At 58.9% G+C, this 15,734-nt stretch carries 13 protein-coding genes; 3 read left to right on the forward strand and 10 right to left on the reverse strand.

The annotated features are described in order from the left end of the window. Positions 1-52: 52 nt before the first annotated feature. From D1820_RS11570 to D1820_RS11580, 3 genes are all read right to left on the reverse strand, one after another. Positions 53-1,156: a site-specific DNA-methyltransferase gene (locus D1820_RS11570; RefSeq protein WP_096872854.1), complete on the reverse strand. Its 1,104-nt coding sequence runs from the start codon at positions 1,154-1,156 to the stop codon at positions 53-55. Positions 1,157-1,266: 110 nt separating this feature from the next. Then, on the reverse strand, positions 1,267-1,884 hold the full coding sequence (locus D1820_RS11575) for a ribonuclease HII (RefSeq protein ID WP_118069135.1): 618 nt from the start codon (positions 1,882-1,884) through the stop codon (positions 1,267-1,269). A gap of 107 nt (positions 1,885-1,991) precedes the next feature. Then, the gene (locus tag D1820_RS11580; RefSeq protein ID WP_096872856.1) at positions 1,992-2,465 is read right to left on the reverse strand and encodes a hypothetical protein; all 474 of its coding nucleotides are present in this window, start codon (positions 2,463-2,465) and stop codon (positions 1,992-1,994) included. 167 nt (positions 2,466-2,632) lie between these two features. On the opposite strand from D1820_RS11580, the gene D1820_RS11585 reads away from it, so the two are divergent. The 3 genes from D1820_RS11585 (at position 2,633) to D1820_RS11595 (ending at position 5,366) form a co-directional block, all read left to right on the forward strand. Beyond that, positions 2,633-2,938, forward strand: coding sequence for a hypothetical protein (locus tag D1820_RS11585; RefSeq protein WP_040170268.1), 306 nt, complete (start codon positions 2,633-2,635; stop codon positions 2,936-2,938). Then, positions 2,910-3,611, forward strand: a complete 702-nt coding sequence (locus tag D1820_RS11590) for a histidine kinase (protein ID WP_040170054.1) — start codon at positions 2,910-2,912, stop codon at positions 3,609-3,611. The genes D1820_RS11585 and D1820_RS11590 overlap by 29 nt, the downstream gene beginning before the upstream one ends. A 177-nt stretch (positions 3,612-3,788) precedes the next feature. Then, positions 3,789-5,366 carry a DUF427 domain-containing protein gene (locus tag D1820_RS11595; protein WP_254683305.1) on the forward strand — a complete coding sequence of 526 codons (1,578 nt, stop codon included), beginning with the start codon at positions 3,789-3,791 and terminating at the stop codon, positions 5,364-5,366. Here the strand turns inward: D1820_RS11595 and D1820_RS11600 are convergent. The 7 genes from D1820_RS11600 to urtB all read right to left on the reverse strand — a co-directional run bounded on the left by D1820_RS11600 (position 5,356) and on the right by urtB (position 15,728). Then, complete coding sequence (locus tag D1820_RS11600) at positions 5,356-6,390, reverse strand: ACP S-malonyltransferase (RefSeq protein WP_118069138.1); 1,035 nt, start codon at positions 6,388-6,390, stop codon at positions 5,356-5,358. The genes D1820_RS11595 and D1820_RS11600 overlap by 11 nt on opposite strands. After that, positions 6,387-8,576: a thiamine pyrophosphate-dependent enzyme gene (locus D1820_RS11605; RefSeq protein ID WP_118069140.1), complete on the reverse strand. Its 2,190-nt coding sequence runs from the start codon at positions 8,574-8,576 to the stop codon at positions 6,387-6,389. The genes D1820_RS11600 and D1820_RS11605 overlap by 4 nt, the downstream gene beginning before the upstream one ends. A gap of 174 nt (positions 8,577-8,750) precedes the next feature. Continuing rightward, positions 8,751-10,565 carry a BCCT family transporter gene (locus D1820_RS11610; protein WP_102897975.1) on the reverse strand — a complete coding sequence of 605 codons (1,815 nt, stop codon included), beginning with the start codon at positions 10,563-10,565 and terminating at the stop codon, positions 8,751-8,753. Positions 10,566-11,085: 520 nt separating this feature from the next. After that, complete coding sequence (urtE, locus tag D1820_RS11615) at positions 11,086-11,781, reverse strand: urea ABC transporter ATP-binding subunit UrtE (RefSeq protein WP_118069141.1); 696 nt, start codon at positions 11,779-11,781, stop codon at positions 11,086-11,088. 3 nt (positions 11,782-11,784) lie between these two features. Continuing rightward, positions 11,785-12,525 carry an urea ABC transporter ATP-binding protein UrtD gene (gene urtD, locus D1820_RS11620; protein ID WP_118069143.1) on the reverse strand — a complete coding sequence of 247 codons (741 nt, stop codon included), beginning with the start codon at positions 12,523-12,525 and terminating at the stop codon, positions 11,785-11,787. Beyond that, positions 12,522-13,724: an urea ABC transporter permease subunit UrtC gene (gene urtC / locus D1820_RS11625; protein ID WP_118069145.1), complete on the reverse strand. Its 1,203-nt coding sequence runs from the start codon at positions 13,722-13,724 to the stop codon at positions 12,522-12,524. Before urtC ends, urtD begins: the two co-directional genes overlap by 4 nt. A gap of 3 nt (positions 13,725-13,727) precedes the next feature. Beyond that, positions 13,728-15,728, reverse strand: coding sequence for an urea ABC transporter permease subunit UrtB (urtB, locus tag D1820_RS11630; RefSeq protein WP_254683306.1), 2,001 nt, complete (start codon positions 15,726-15,728; stop codon positions 13,728-13,730). Positions 15,729-15,734 lie beyond the last annotated feature (6 nt).

Below are 15,734 nucleotides of genomic sequence, written 5' to 3' on the forward strand. Positions count from 1 at the left end.
TCGACAACGCGACAGCGCCTGCGGTTTCACACAGGTTGTGAAAAGGGTGGGATCAGTTCTGAAGTTCTGCCCGAATCTGTTGGCGCAAAACATCGATGGGCACGGTCTTTCCATCCCGCTTGAAACACCAATAGGTCCAGCCGTTGCAGGACGGTGCATTCTCCAGATGTGCCCCGACCTGATGGATCGATCCCTTGATATTGTCGCCAATCAATGTGCCATCCGCGCGCACCTTCGCCTTGTGGCGCTGGTTCATCGAATAAAGCTCATCACCCGGACGCAGCATACCGCGCTCAACCAGCTGCCCGAAGGGCACACGCGGCTCGGCGCGTTTGCTGGCGGACACCTGCAGCGCCTCGCGGTCGAATTTGCGCACCGCTTTGATGCGTTTCTCCGCGACCTCACGATAGGCGGCTTCGCGCTCGATCCCGATAAACTCACGGCCCAGCATCTTGGCCACGGCACCCGTGGTGCCCGTGCCGAAGAAGGGATCCAGCACCACATCACCGGGATTGGTCGACCCAACGAGGATACGGTGCAGCAGCGCCTCGGGCTTTTGCGTCGGATGCGCCTTGTTGCCGGCGTCATCTTTTAGGCGCTCATGGCCTGTGCAGATCGGCATCACCCAGTCGGACCGCATCTGCAAACCTTCGTTCAGCGCCTTCAGCGCCTCATAGTTGAAGGTGTATTTTGCGCCTTCAGACTTCGACGCCCAGATCATCGTCTCATGCGCGTTGGTGTACCGCTTGCCACGGAAATTCGGCATCGGGTTCGACTTGCGCCAGATCACATCGTTGAGGATCCAGAACCCTTCGTCCTGCACGGCTGTGCCGACCCGGAAGATATTGTGGTAGGATCCAATCACCCAGATGGAGCCGTTGGGCTTCAGGATGCGGCGGGCCTGTTTCAGCCAGTCGCGGGTGAATTTGTCGTAGACGCCAAAGCTGGAAAACTGGTCCCAGTGATCGTCAACCGCGTCCACCTTGCTGTTGTCGGGGCGGTGCAATTGCCCCTTCAGCTGAAGGTTATAGGGCGGATCTGCAAAAATCAGATCAACCGAGTTTGACGGTAGACCGGACATCACTTCGATGCAGTCACCGTCAAGGATCGCGTTTAGCGGGAGCGCCTCGGCGCCCCGTGTAAGTGTTTTGTTCATTTGCTCTGCCTCGATAACCACGGCGCATTTTTGCGCTCATTTTGGTTGTCCACAGGATGAGTCATCGTGGATTCGAGGTCAATTTGTTTTTTAGAACAACGCGATGTGGTTCACTCTTGATACAAGATATTGTGGACAGGCTTAAAGGAACGCCGATGATGTGGGGTCACCCCTAGGCTAACCAGCGCCTCGCGATGCTGTTTGGAAGGGTAGCCTGCGTTTTTCTCCCAGCCATAGCCGGGGAACTGTTGCGCCAAATCCACCATGATCCGGTCACGCGCCTGTTTCGCCACGATGGAGGCGGCCGCGATGGAGACTGATTTGGCGTCCCCCTTGATGACAAACTCTGACGCTTGCAGCAGACCTTTGGGGATCAGGTTGCCGTCGATCAGCAGATAGTCCGGCGCCGGATCCAGTGCCGCAACCGCGCGTTCCATCGCCAGATGCGACGCACGTAAAATGTTCAAAGAATCAATCTCTTCGACAGAGGCATGGGCAATCGACACCTCAGCCTGTGCAAAGATAGACGCCTCCACCGCCTCGCGCCGTTTGGCGCTCAGCTTTTTGGAGTCGTTCAGCCCCTCGGGGATATTCTCAGGGTCCAGGATCACCGCCGCTGCCGTCACCGGCCCTGCCAGCGGGCCACGCCCTACCTCATCCACGCCTGCAATGCGCATCTGGCCACGCGCACGCGCTGCCGCTTCCAAACTATAATCGGGATACTCCATCCTTTGGTCTGACCGGGTTTTGCGCTGAGTTTCAAGCCCAGCCATCAGATGAGCACAAAAAGAGGGGGCCGAAGCCCCCTAAGTCTGCTCGAACCTGTGGTCGCGCGTCAGCGACGAGTGATGCGATAGCCCCGGTTCTTCAGGCAATCGGGGCGGTAACCAACGCGATTGCGTTTGCCGTTCCAGAAGGTCACCTGGCAGGCACGGGGCAGCTTGTGTTCAAAACCGTACTGTTTGCGCAGGCAGCCCCGGCCCATCAGGGTGCGGCTCTGGCTGTAGCGCGGGAAATACCGCACGCATTGCGCTGGCAGGTCATAGCGCGCCACTCGCGGCGGCAGCGGTTTGGGACGATGGGGGCGATGCGGTCGGGTTACCTGCTGATGGTCATCGTCCCGGTTGTTTTTAACAATTGCACCGATAATGCCAAGAACCGCCAGACCCGCCAGGACCTTGGCGACATCTTCATCCGCCCGTGCAGGCGCTGCGGAAAAACCGGTCACCGCAACCGCGGCGGCAACGATCAGCGTGATGAACTTGCGATGCGGTTTGATATCAGCGCTAGAGCGGGTGCTGCGAAACATGGGATGTCCTTCCTTGAAGTCTGAAAACATGAGGTCAGATGACCGATGCAGTCAGCCTGGGGTCAGCCCCCTCGGACAGGCAATAACGCGGCCCTGTTATCGAATATCACTGCGCGCAATCACCTGTGGTTATTGAATATCCCGCAACAAATGCGCAGGGTGAGGGCATGAAACAGTTGCTTATCTCCACGACCCTGATTGCCGGTCTTGCTGCCGGTATACTCAGCGATGCACCTGCGGCGACAGCCGCCGAATGCTACGCCGACTACAAGGCCAAACAGGACGCGCCCCTACGGCTGCACTATGGTGTGATCCAGATCGGTGGGGCCTGTAGCAAACCAGCGGCCAAGGCGGAGATCTCCGGAAGGTTATCAGCGGCAGGCTGGACCTTGCTCAATGTTCTGTCCATTTTTGGTCCCGACGGGCTGGAACAAAGGAAAGCAGATGCCGGACCCTATTTTCTCCGTTTCTGAGGTGCGCGCGGCAGGCAGCCGCGTCATCGCATTGGGGATTGCTGCCATTGTTGCCCTCCTGGTCATTGCCGGCACCGTGCTCCTGCTGACGCTGCCGGATGCCAATGCCTTCAACGCCCGGGTGGAGCGTGTCTTTGTCGAGAATGACCTCACCACTCAGGCCGAAATCAAACTGCTGGAAATCCTCGCCCAATCCGGCACCGCCTTTGCCGATACGCTGACCAGCTATCGCATGGTTATTTTTGTCCTGCTGGTCTTTGCCACCATGATGATGGTCGCCGCGCTGGTGGTGCTGGCCATGCTGGTCATGCTGAACCGGCGCATGGTGCAGATTGAACGCGCGGGCATTCAGGTGACCGAACTGCTGATCAGCCGCGAGGAAAATACCGTCTATCTGAATACAATGGGCTTCAAACTGACAGCCGCCGCGATGGAGACCCTCGCGGTTCTGGCAGAGGCACGTTTGGATGACGATGTGCTTTCCGGTGCGGAGATTGAGGCGATGATCTCTGGCCGCCCGTCCATCGATTGCGAAGAGGCCGCGGGCGCCACCCGGATCAAACGCCTGCGCGATACATTGGGCAATCAGATGGTGAGTGAGCTTCTGGTCAAGAATATCGCCAAACGGGGCTATGTTCTGTCGATCAGCAAGGATGTGATCCGCATGGTCTGACCGACTGCAGTGGGCACCCATGCAGTCGGTGACCAATTGGCAGCCGGTGTGGAAACAGCCCCAAGGTCAAGCCGATCAATTCCCCGTGCCGCTCTGGCATTCCTAGCATCAATCACCACATAATAGAGGGCAGGTCGCATGGCCCCCATGCTGGCCAATCAGCAGGGAACGACGCTTATGAATATGCGCGCAAATACCGCTCCGCAGCCCTATGGCATCCTGATTGAAGAGCTGCGCGGGCCGGTTACCGCGCGCCTCGGTGGGAAAATCATCGCGCAAAGCACCCGCGCCAAGGTGATGTATGAAACCCGCCAGCCTGCCGCGATCTATTTCCCCCGCGATGATATCCACTCCTGCCTGTCTGCGGCCAACGGTCACCAGACCTTCTGCCCGTTCAAGGGCACAGCCGGGTATCAAGATCTTCAACTTGAAAAGGATTGCATCGGAAATGCCGCTTGGTCCTACGACGATGCCCTGCCCGAGGCATCTGGCATTGCGGGTCATGTCAGTTTCATGCCGGACGCCAACGTCGAGATTGACCTTGGCAAAAATCAACTGGATGTTCCTGAATATGGGAGCATCTCCGGCCCCCTGATCGACTGGCTGCTGCGTGAGGCGGCCTATCTGCCGACACCGGAGGAGTTTACCCAGCGCCTTTCCGAAAAACTGGTGGAGCAAGGCGTTCATCTATCTCGCCTTTCGGTGATGGCCTGGTCTTTGCATCCAATGATCGCGGGCAAGAACTTCATCTGGAGCCGCGCATCAGGCAAGGTGACCACCTATGCGCCAAGCTATGAAATCCACGACCACCCGGCCTTCCAGAACAGCCCCCTGCGCCACGTCTCGAATGGGTTAGGCGGTATTCGTCAACGTCTGGATCTGGAACAGCCCAGCGACGCGTTTCCCATCCTGACCGATCTGCGGGAGGAGGGCGCGACGGACTATGTGGCCATGCCGCTGCCGTTTTCGGATGGGCGCATCAATGTGCTGACTGTTGCCAGCCACCACCCCAAAGGTTTCACGACTGAGAACTTGGGGCTGATATTTGAATGCTCCGCAGTGATCGCGCGCTACTACGAAGTGTTCATGCAACGCGAAAACGCCCAATCCTTGCTGGAGACCTATGTCGGCAAACGCACCGGCGCGCGGGTTCTGGGCGGGGAAATCCGGCGCGGCGATGGCGACGATATTGATGCGGCTATCATGTTCTGCGATCTGCGCGGTTCGACCCGTCTGGAAGAAGAGCTGGGCCGCACCGAATATATCGAGCTACTGAACAGTTTCTTTGAGACTGCATCGACCACCGTGCACGATCATGGGGGCGAGGTGCTGAAATTCATCGGAGACGCTGTTCTGGCCGTGTTCCCGGCGGGTGACAGCCCGGCCGAGGCCCGCGCTCAGGCGCTGCAGTCAGCGCGCGCCATCGTCGCCGCGCTGGACGCCATGGGCGACGATCCCGGCCAGAGGCGCAGCGAATGCTCCATCGGTCTGGCCTATGGCGGCGTCACCTATGGCAACGTCGGATCGCGTGAGCGGCTGGACTTCACCGTCATCGGACAGGCCGCAAATATCGCGGCACGGCTCGGCGACTATGGCAAATCCTGTGGCCATACCATTGTGGTCAGCCGAGACTTGCTCGAGACACCGGAACAAGCCACGCCGCTGGGGTCTGTGTCACTGCACAACGTCTCACGCCCCGTAGAGGCTTTCGCCGTGTCCATGGCCATCGACCCAGGCCAGCGTGCTAGCAGCTGACCAGCGCCCGTTGCGCCGGATCGCCCATGGCAACAACCACCGGGTCCTGCGCCTGTCGCGTCTTGAACGCCGCCTTCCCGTCCAGCCCCTGCCAGTTGATCTGTGCCAAAGACTGCGCCACCGCTCCGCCCAATGTGGTACCCGGACCGGCGATGATGAACAGATCCGGCGCAAACTCCTGCGCCGCCACCTGCACGGCGCGGGTGAAGTCATAGGGTTCGACCACCTGCGTGTTCAGCGTATAACGCCAAAGGCTTTCCACAGTATCCGCGCCCGGCCACCAAATCTGCCCGCGCCCGTCAACCAGCGGCTTCTTGGCGGGACCAAATAGCGATTGTGACAGCCGCGCCCGACCGGCGGCAGCTACTCGCGCCTGCAGCTCTGTGTGGAATGCCGCATGATTGGCCAGTCGCATGGGAAAACGATCTTGGAGTGGGGGCACGGCCCGTTCGAACGCATCTAGCCCCTTGGCATTCCCGGCCAGAACCAACATACCACCCAGATCGATTGACAGCGACAGCTGGTGACCAGGTCGCATGGCGATGTCACTGACCAACTGCAACAGCTCCGCCTTGCGGCGACGATCCAGCTGCCAATCTTCACACTGACAGGGATAGACCAGCTGCCCACCAATCAGGTGCTGCTGCATCAGCTGACCCATGGTGTTCACCACCTCAAACCCCGCCTGTGGGCTGAGTGCCCCCGCCGCCGCCAGCGCGATATACCAGCCCATGGAATTGCCGGTGACCGCGACGATATCGATGTCCTCTGCAAGGGACTGCGCATCTGCGATGGCACTAGCATAAATCAGCGGCGAAGCCACGTCACCACGCGTGTATTTTGACACTGAATAGCGATCGGCAGCGTCCAGAGCCGAGACGCTCTCCTGTCCTGTTGCGTCTCGCATAGCATCAAATGCGCTAATTAGAGCCTGCTTCTTACTGTGGTAGCGGGACAGGTAGCCCAGCTCCGCCTTGTTATAGGTGCCTCGTCCAGGGCAGATCAAAACGGCGGTCCGGGTCATGTTGCGGCTCCCGTCAAGCGAAGGGCAGCAGCCACAATACTCTCCTTCGAGGGCAAGGTCGCCGCATAGGCCGGTCCCGTTGGGATGAAACAATCCTCTGCCACAACACGGGCCATCGGGCTGCCCTCCGCCTCATAAAACAGTGCCATCAGCGCCTCGGACTGACTGCCAGTGGTGCGGCATTCATCCACGATCAGGATATTATCGCAGTCGGCGGCTGCAGCCAGCAGCGCCTCCTTTGGCAGGGGCGCAAGCCAGCGCAGATCAACGACACGGGCGGCAATCCCCTTGGCTGCGAGATCCGCCTGTGCCTGCGTCGCCAGATAGCGACCGTTGCCGTAGGTGACGATTGCGAGATCGGTTCCACCCCCATGCACACCGACCTCTCCCAGTGCGATCCGCTGATCCGGCCTTGGGTAGTGACGCATCCAGCCGCCATCCTTGGGCGCGTGCAGATCCCGCATCGGATAAAGCGCGATAGGCTCGACGAAGACCACGACCCGTTGCTCCTCCCGCGCAAGCCGTACAGCCTCGCGCAGCATCATCGCTGCTTCTGCCCCATCTGAGGGGCAGGCAATCACAATGCCCGGAATATCGCGCAGCACAGCCAGCGAGTTGTCATTGTGGAAATGGCCGCCGAACCCTTTTTGATACCCAAGCCCTGCAATACGCAGCACCATTGGGTTGCTGAACTGGCCATTGGAGAAAAACGGCAATGTCGCCGCCTCGCCGCGGATCTGATCTTCCGCATTATGCAGATACGCCAAGAACTGGATCTCTGGGATCGGCACGAATCCGTTGTGCCCCATGCCGATGGCCAGCCCAAGGATCGACTGCTCATCCAGCAGCGTATCGATCACCCGATCCTGACCAAACCGTTGCTGCAGTTTCTGGGTAACACCATAGACTCCCCCTTTGCGGCCTACGTCCTCACCCATCACGACCAGTTCGCCGTGCGCCAGCATCAGATCTGTGAGCGCCCAGTTGATCAAACGGCTCATTGGCTGTGGATCTGCCTGCGCGCGCAGGTCGCCCCCCAACGTCTCTGCCCTGGCCTCAGCACTTGGTCCGTTGGTCGGTTGGCACATCCGGGCGGGCGGAACCAGGCTCGCGGTCACCTCATCCGCTGTTTTCAGATGGGGACGGGTGACAGCCTCCGTTCGGATCCGCTCCACCCGTTCACAGGTCTCGGTATAAATCTCCAACGCGGCCTCGCAGGACAACGCGCCTGTTTCTGACAAGAGACGTACCGAATGCAGCAGCGGATCATTGGCCTCATCCGCTTCAACCTCCGCCTTGCTCAGATAGGTTGTCGGCACATCGGCCCCCGCGTGACCATAGAGCCGGACCGTGCGCAGGTGCAGGAACGCAGGCTTGCGCCGCAGTCGCACATAGTCTGCTGCCGCCTGTGCGGTTGCGTAGGCATCATGCATATTCAGCCCATCAGCCTGAAAATAGCGCATCCCCGGACGGTGAGACATCGACGCCTCGATCCAGCCCTTCGGTGTCTTGACCGAAATGCCGATCCCGTTGTCCTCACAGACGAACAGCAGCGGCAGGGGTGTCGACTGCACGGAGGTCCAGCACGCCGTATTGATGGCCCCCTGCGCCGTTGAATGATTGGCAGAGGCGTCGCCAAAGGAACACATCACCAGCCCATCTTCGGCCAGAACCCGATGTTCCGGATCATGACGCCGCGCCGCGCCGATGGAGTAGGCCGCGCCGACCGCCTTTGGCAGGTGGCTGGCGATGGTGGAGGTCTGCGGCGGAATCATCAGCGCCTTGGAACCCAGCACCTTATGCCGCCCGCCAGATGTGGGATCCTCAGCGGAGCAGGCGAAGGACAGCAACATGTCCCAGGCAATACTCTGCCCCAGTACTTGGCCTGCGCGGGCAATCTGAAACGCCGCATCGCGATAGTGCAGAAAGGCCATGTCATCGGGCCGCAGCGCCCGCGCCACCGCAGCCATCCCCTCATGCCCTGACGATCCGATGGTATAGAACCCCTGCCCGGCCTTCTGCATCGCCCGGCTGGTCCGATCCAGCGCCCGGCTCAGTACCTGCGCGCGATAGATCGCCACCGCTTCACTGGGCGTCAGAGCTCCCTCTGGTGCGGCGCCCGGTGGCAGGGCCCCTGTCCGCACGCGCTCAAGGAAATTTTGATGTACGATCTCGGCGCGATCCATGGCCTTACCCCTGACAGTTCAATGGCTTTATCACCCAAATTCGCCAGTCTTACCAATGAGATTACCGCCACCACCTATGAGCATCACTCATAGGTTTCCGGCCTCATCACTCAGAAACGACAAAGGCCGCGCCGAGGCGCGACCTTTGCTCTCAGATCAGAAACTGAACCGTGATCAGTCTGCTTTGGCACGCAAGCTGTCGCGGTACAGCGCTTTCGCCAGCGAGATCATCATGAAAACCATGACAATGGTGAACGGCAACGCGCCGATAATCATCGCATTCTGCAGGGCCCCAAAGGGGTTGGACGCCGTGCCGCTGTTGCCCGCGATGATCAGTGCGCCGATCACGGAGGTCAGGATCAGCCCCCAGATAATACGGTGCTTGATGCCGGTTTCCTGCTCGCCGCCGGACATAATGGTGTTCATCACCAAAATCCCCGAGTCCGCCGACGTCACCAGGAAGGTCATAATCAGCACAACGCACATCACGGTGATGGCCGACAGGAAGCCACCGGAAATCATCTGCTCCAGCGTTGCAAAGAGCTTCGCCGTGTTGGTGGCTCCGATGATTGACCCTGCGGCGGAGCCGTTCAGTTCCAGATCAATCGCAGTGCCGCCCAGAATGGTCATCCACAGGAAGCAAACGATCGCAGGCGCGATTACACAGCCCAGGATGAACTCACGCACGGTGCGGCCCTTGGAAATGCGCGCCAGAAACAGGCCCACAAAGGGTGAGAACGCAATCCACCAGGCCCAGTAGAATGTCGTCCAACCGGCCTGCCAACCGAACTGGCGACCGGGTTCACCGGCAGCATAGACAGCGTCTGCATCCAGTGCTGCGGCAGAGGCTGGCAACCCTTCGGTGAAGCCGCCCAACGATCCCCACGGCGATGTTGCCGAACCGTAGACCGTGCTCAGATCTTCCGCAGGCAAAGCCTGCGCCGCATCGGGCAGCGCCGCAGCAAAGGCCTCTGCTGATTGCGGGCCATAGGCGCCAAACGACATCTGGGTAAAGTGAAGGATATAGTCCACCAACCCGCTGCCAAATTTGGTCATCGCAAAGAAGAACGAGCCGAAGAACACAAAGGTCAGCAGCAGAATGACCGACAGCACGAGGTTCAGGTTAGAGAGGTATTTGATCCCGCGACCAACGCCTGACACGGCTGACAGGATCGATAGTCCCATGATCACAAAGAGAGCCGACAGAAGGCCCACGGTGCTGGGCTTCGGGGCTTCGGTATCGCCATTCATCAGCCATTCCATACCCGAGACCGCATAAACACCATCGACAAACTGGCTGACGCCAAAACCAATGGTGACCGAAACGCCCAAGATCGTGGCAACCACACCCAGCACATCAACAAGATGACCAACAAACCCGTTTGCGGCCTTGCCCAGCAACGGCGTCAGCGCCGAGCGAATGGTCAACGGCATATCGCGCGTGTAGGCGTAATAGGCTAGCGACAGACCGGTCAGCACGTAGATCGCCCAGGCATGGAACCCGTAATGCAGGAAGGTGTAGCGATAGGCAGATTGCACGGCTTCTTCGCTGTTGGCTGCCACGGCACCGGACAGAACAACCGGGTTCGACCCCCAAAGGCCCAGCGGCTCAGCCGTTGCAAAAACCATCAAACCAACGCCCAGACCAGCGCCGAACATCATTGAGAACCAAGAGAAATTGGAAAACTCAGGCGCGGCATCCGCCGGACCCAGTTTTTTGCTCCCCGTGGCAGGCAGGATTGCCAGCACAAACAGGAAAAAGGCAAAGGCCCCTACCGAAATGATATAGAAGGCATTGAACCCGTTCAGCAACTCACTGTTGACCCAAGACAGAATGCCGCTGGCCTTGCTGGGCCAGACCAAGGCCCAAAGGACCAGCGTTGTCATGATGATTTTACTGATCAATGCGATAGGAAGGCTGTGGCCTTCGTAGAACCCGGATGGAGCCGTTTCGATCTCCAGCTCGGTAAATGGTGGCTTGATTGACATGATCGTTCCCTGATGAGTGTGGCGCGTCGTTTTTTGTCGATCCCCGTCTCACCCTGACGCTCAGGTGGCGGGTTCGTATCCACCTGCGCTACGGAACCGCGCAGGTTTCTAATTGATGATGACGGACTGCAGGCAACGTAGGAAAATGCACGCGCCCCCTCGGCTGCGATGCATCCCTGCGGCATTGCCTGAGGTGCAGTTTTGGTCGTTCTCCCTTTCCCCTGCCGTCTCCGGCGCGGCATCACCATACATTTGGCCAAGACTAGCCAAATACAGCGCGTCAGGCACTTCGAATAAAATGTAGCGAATTTCAGATTATCTAAATCCACCACGACGCGCGATGAATGATCAGCCAGTCACAGGCGTGATGAATGCTATTTTCGACCGCGACAGCAGCCGAAAGCGACAGATTTGACGTTTCAAGCAGCAAAGCCCGCTAACATATGCGTTGCAGCCGACCGTCTCTCCTGCATCACTGTAGGCCAGGCGGCTCGACCGCGACGCTAACGCGCCGCGAAAATCAGACAGATACACCCGTCAGTAGATCAGCCCGGCTAACGTCGTTGCGGTCGCCAGCCAATGTGACACGACCCTGACGAAGAACCACAAACCGATCTGCCAGCTCGTAGGCAAAATCAAAATACTGCTCTACCAGCACAATCGCCATCTCACCTTCGGTCCTCAGATGTCGGATCACCTCACCGATTTGCTGGATGATATTCGGCTGGATGCCCTCTGTCGGCTCATCAAGCAATAGCAGTTTTGGTCGCGTGATCAGCGCTCTGGCGATGGCGAGCTGCTGTTGCTGACCGCCCGACAGATCCCCACCGCGTCGATGGCGCATATCGCGAAGCACAGGGAACAGCTCATAGATCTTATCCGGAACGTGGCGTTCGGTCTTTGGCAAGCATCCAAAGCCAGTTTCGAGATTTTCCAGAACTGTCAGAAGCGGGAAAATCTCCCGCCCTTGCGGCACATAGGCAATCCCATTCTTGGCCAACTGATGTGCCGAAGCAGTTCCCAAAGATCGGCCATCCAACTCAAGGATACCGCCGGACCGGGCATGGCGACCGGCAATCGCCTTCATCAGACTGGTTTTGCCAACGCCATTTGTGCCCATAACACAGGCCACCTCTCCGCGTAGCACCTCCATCGAGATCCCATGCAGAACCTGAGAATGACCATAGTGCAAAGTTACATCGTCAAGTTTCAACATCGCTCAGCGCCCCAGGTAAACATCAATGACAGCTTGGTCGGCTGTCACATGGTCCAACGATCCTTCAGCCAGAACCGCGCCTTCGTGCAGCACCGTGACCCGGCAATTCAGTCTTCGGACGAAATCCATATCGTGCTCCACGACCACCACCGCGCGCGTTTTAGCCGCCGCAACCAAAATTGCTGTGGTCTGTTCCCGTTCTTCCAGCGTCATGCCCGCGGCGGGCTCATCCACCAACAGCAAACGCGGCTCTTGGGCCAGCAACATGCCGATCTCCAGCCACTGTTTCTGGCCGTGGCTCAACTCACCGGCCCGACGCTGCAGTGCATTGCTCAAACCGACCTCACCTGCGAGCTCTTCGATCCGGGCAAGGTGCGGCCGGGATGCGCGGTACCGCAATACGGCAAGTGGGCGGCGATCCGCTTTGAGTGCAAGCAGTAGATTTTCCTGAACTGTCTGTTCTTCAAAGACCGTTGGTTTCTGAAATTTCCGCCCAATGCCTTCACGGGCAATACGCGCCTCGGAACGGGCGAAGACTGACCGTCGGCTCCCATCCCAGATTATACTGCCGCTGTCCGGCGCTGTTTTCCCTGTGACGATATCCATGAACGTCGTCTTGCCCGCGCCGTTTGGACCAATGATCGCACGAAGCTCGGCCCGCCCGATCCGGAAGGACAAGTTATTGATTGCACGAAAACCATCAAAGCTGACGGAGACACCCGACACTTCCAGAAGAGGATTCATGATTTTGCCTTCTCTATGTGGGGTGGCACCTCGGCGGTGCGGCGCCGCTGAACCAGATCGACCAAACCGCCAATCCCCTTCGGTGCGAACAAGGTCACCAGAACAAACCCCAGCCCCAGAACAACCTGCCACCAATCGACCCAGCGAATGGTGAAAACTCCGAGGTCAACGTCCGGGGCCTGCCCGCCTGTGAACCAACTGGACAGCAGCGATACAAAGACCGCACCAATCACCGCACCGTAGAGCCGACCCCGCCCGCCGATCGCAACCCAGACCGCCAGATAGATGGAGGCGATCGGCGCCATTTCGGCTGGATTGATAATCCCCGCCTGCGGATAATAGAGCGCACCAGCGATAGCCGCGACGCATGCCGTCCCGGTGAACATCACCAATTTGTACCCCTCAACAGAATATCCAAGGAACCGTACGCGGGTTTCATTGTCGCGAATGGCACGCAAAACTGAGCCAAATTTCCCACCGACCACCCAGGCCGCGATCACATAGCCAAATCCCAGTGCGACAGCCGACGCCCAGAAGAACCAGATCGAGATCACCGACTGCGGCACATCGGCCAAGCCTGGCAAATTCTGCAACCCGCTCAACCCGTTGTTGCCGCGCAGTCCGCTGTCATTCTGAAACAGATATAGCGCCAGTGCCAAGGTCATCGCTTGAGTAAGGATCGACAGGTAGACCCCGGTCACCCGGCTGCGAAAGGCGAGCCAACCGAAAGTCAGCGCCAGCACACCGGGGACAGCCACAACTAGGAAAAGTTGCAGAGGCAAACTGTCAGCAAAGGTCCAGATCAGCGGAAAACTGTCGCCGCCAACGACACCAAAAATCTGATGCGCAACGGCATCCCGCACTTCGGCATCAGTTGGCGGAAGTACTTGGTCGGACAATGACGCCAGCACTGTGTCCCGGGTCCGCTCATACATCAGCCACATGCCGATCATATATCCGCCCAACCCGAAGAAGGCGAAATGACCCAAACTCAGAATCCCTACATAGCCCCAGATCAAATCCATCGCGATGGCGACCAGACAGAGGCAAAGTGTTTTCCCCAATGTCTTGATCAGCGAGGTTGAGACAATCCCGACCCCCAATCCTTCGGACAGCAGGGTGACGCCCAGCGTAAACAGCGCAAGGATCGTGACGAAGATCAAGACAGACGGGTTGCGGGCAATAAAGCTACGTTGCATGGATCAATCCCCCGCCGCGCGACCCCGCAGGGCAACAATCCCACGCGGCCTGAATTGAATGAAGATAATGATCAGCACGATCATGTAGGTCTGTGCAGCAAGCGTATTGGAGGGGTTGAGCCATTCGATCCCCTTCTGCGAGAAGCCGATCATCACTGCGCCCGCCAAGGTCCCCCAGATGCTGCCGACCCCGCCGACGACCACCGTCATGAAGCTCTGCACGATGTAGTCGTTGCCCAGCTCCGATGTGACCTTAGCAAACAATCCGATCGCCACGCCCGCAATCCCTGCGATGCCAGACCCCAGACCAAAGGTCAGCATATTCACGCGGTCCGGATTGATCCCCATCGAAGCCGCCATACTGCGGTTCTGTGTCACTGCCCGTGTTTCCAGCCCCAGACGTGTGCGGCGGATGATGAACAGAAGCAGCGCGAGAAAGCCCAGCGCCAGAACGAAGATCGCAATGCGGATATAGCTGATCGACACCACATCGTTGAGCGTCCATGCGCCGCCCAACCAGCCCGGTGCGGTCAGCGGGCGCGCTTGTGTGCCAAAGATGTTCTTGGCCAGTTGCTGCAGCGCAATCGAAATGCCGAAAGTAGCGAGCAGCGTCTCCAGAGGACGGTTGTAGAGCCACCGGATCACCAACCGCTCCATCGCAATCCCCGCGCCAAAGGTGACAGCAAACGCAGCAGGGATCGCCACCAGTATGGAAAGCGTGTGATTCGGAATCACCAGTTGGATCACGTAGCCAGTGTAGGCGCCCATCATGATGAATTCACCATGCGCCATATTGATAACGCCCATCACGCCAAAGGTGATCGCCAAGCCGATGGCTGCGAGGAAATAAATGGAAGCCAGCGATATTGCATCCAATGCCAGATCCGCCGCCTTATGGAAGGCAACCTTGCGGTTGCTCCGCGCCAGCGCCGCCTCCGCTGCATCGGTCACGGCGGAAGAGGCCTCATTGTAGGTATCGACGAACCGGTAACGGGCAACAGTGTCAGCCATTTCCGGCAATGTGGGACCAAGACGCACCAGCCCTGCGGCGGCCAGCTTGTCATATGCACCCCGCCGCGTGGACATATCCGAGAGCTGCGCCAGGGGAATACCTGCCACACGCCCGTCAACAATATGTGCCTCCAGCGCCTGTCTGATCTCGTCGCTTTGCAACTGCGGTTCGGCGAACCCTCTGTCAACCAACACCGCATAGGCGTCGGCTTCGGTAAAATCCTGACCAATACGACGTTCGGCGGCGATATTCCCGGTCGCTGGCTCTCCCACGGGATAGATCTGCAACGAGGTGTCCAGCAGTGGGTTCAGGGCTGCGCGCACATCAACACCCAGATCGCCCGACATGTCTTCGATGGCCGCGACGCGCGCCTGGGGATCAATGTCAAAACGCATGGTCAGCAGGCGCTCCTGGCGCTGCTTCAACACGCGCAGGTCGTCGTCAGTTTCGCTGCGGATCGACGCCCGCAGAGGCTCCAGCGCTTTCGCCGATGGATCCCGCCCAATTGAGGTGACCGCAGCCCTGCGGATCGCAGCCACCGGATCGTTCAGTTGGAACCGCACCAGAGCGGTGCCAATCAGGGCGCGCACGCCGGAATTTGGCTTGATCGGTTTGAGGTCGGCCTTATCAACAACCCCAATCACAGCCCCACTGCCCAGATCGGTCAGTTCATAGCGACTATCTCCTATCGTATCGCCACGAAAGAAAAGCCCATCCGACTTGCGCATGACCAGTTTCTTTCCCTGCCACAGCTGCAAAAGCGTCTGCACGTCGTCCAGACCGCTCTGCGCAATCGCATCAATGGCGGGTTGAATCGTCCGTCGCGAACTGGCGGTGATAAGGTCAGACTGTGACTGCAAAAGCTGCTGAAGGGGCGCACGCGACGTCGTTGATATCCCGGCTTGAGGCGGATCTGATGGCGGCAACGTCTGCGCCATGGCAGCCAGACAGCCCCACAGGACCAGCAGACCAGCGGCAAATAACCGTGTCATGATAGG

Source organism: Phaeobacter sp. LSS9 (assembly GCF_003443595.1).
Classification (GTDB): Bacteria; Pseudomonadota; Alphaproteobacteria; order Rhodobacterales; family Rhodobacteraceae; genus Phaeobacter; species Phaeobacter piscinae.

Bases quoted from the DNA above. Each gene is read 5' to 3' on its own strand.
- D1820_RS11570 (WP_096872854.1), bottom strand. From the start codon at position 1,156: ATGAACAAAACACTTACACGGGGCGCCGAGGCGCTCCCGCTAAACGCG.
- D1820_RS11575 (WP_118069135.1), bottom strand. From the start codon at position 1,884: ATGGAGTATCCCGATTATAGTTTGGAAGCGGCAGCGCGTGCGCGTGGC.
- D1820_RS11580 (WP_096872856.1), bottom strand. From the start codon at position 2,465: ATGTTTCGCAGCACCCGCTCTAGCGCTGATATCAAACCGCATCGCAAG.
- D1820_RS11585 (WP_040170268.1), top strand. From the start codon at position 2,633: ATGAAACAGTTGCTTATCTCCACGACCCTGATTGCCGGTCTTGCTGCC.
- D1820_RS11590 (WP_040170054.1), top strand. From the start codon at position 2,910: ATGCCGGACCCTATTTTCTCCGTTTCTGAGGTGCGCGCGGCAGGCAGC.
- D1820_RS11595 (WP_254683305.1), top strand. From the start codon at position 3,789: ATGAATATGCGCGCAAATACCGCTCCGCAGCCCTATGGCATCCTGATT.
- D1820_RS11600 (WP_118069138.1), bottom strand. From the start codon at position 6,390: ATGACCCGGACCGCCGTTTTGATCTGCCCTGGACGAGGCACCTATAAC.
- D1820_RS11605 (WP_118069140.1), bottom strand. From the start codon at position 8,576: ATGGATCGCGCCGAGATCGTACATCAAAATTTCCTTGAGCGCGTGCGG.
- D1820_RS11610 (WP_102897975.1), bottom strand. From the start codon at position 10,565: ATGTCAATCAAGCCACCATTTACCGAGCTGGAGATCGAAACGGCTCCA.
- urtE (WP_118069141.1), bottom strand. From the start codon at position 11,781: ATGTTGAAACTTGACGATGTAACTTTGCACTATGGTCATTCTCAGGTT.
- urtD (WP_118069143.1), bottom strand. From the start codon at position 12,525: ATGAATCCTCTTCTGGAAGTGTCGGGTGTCTCCGTCAGCTTTGATGGT.
- urtC (WP_118069145.1), bottom strand. From the start codon at position 13,724: ATGCAACGTAGCTTTATTGCCCGCAACCCGTCTGTCTTGATCTTCGTC.
- urtB (WP_254683306.1), bottom strand. From the start codon at position 15,728: ATGACACGGTTATTTGCCGCTGGTCTGCTGGTCCTGTGGGGCTGTCTG.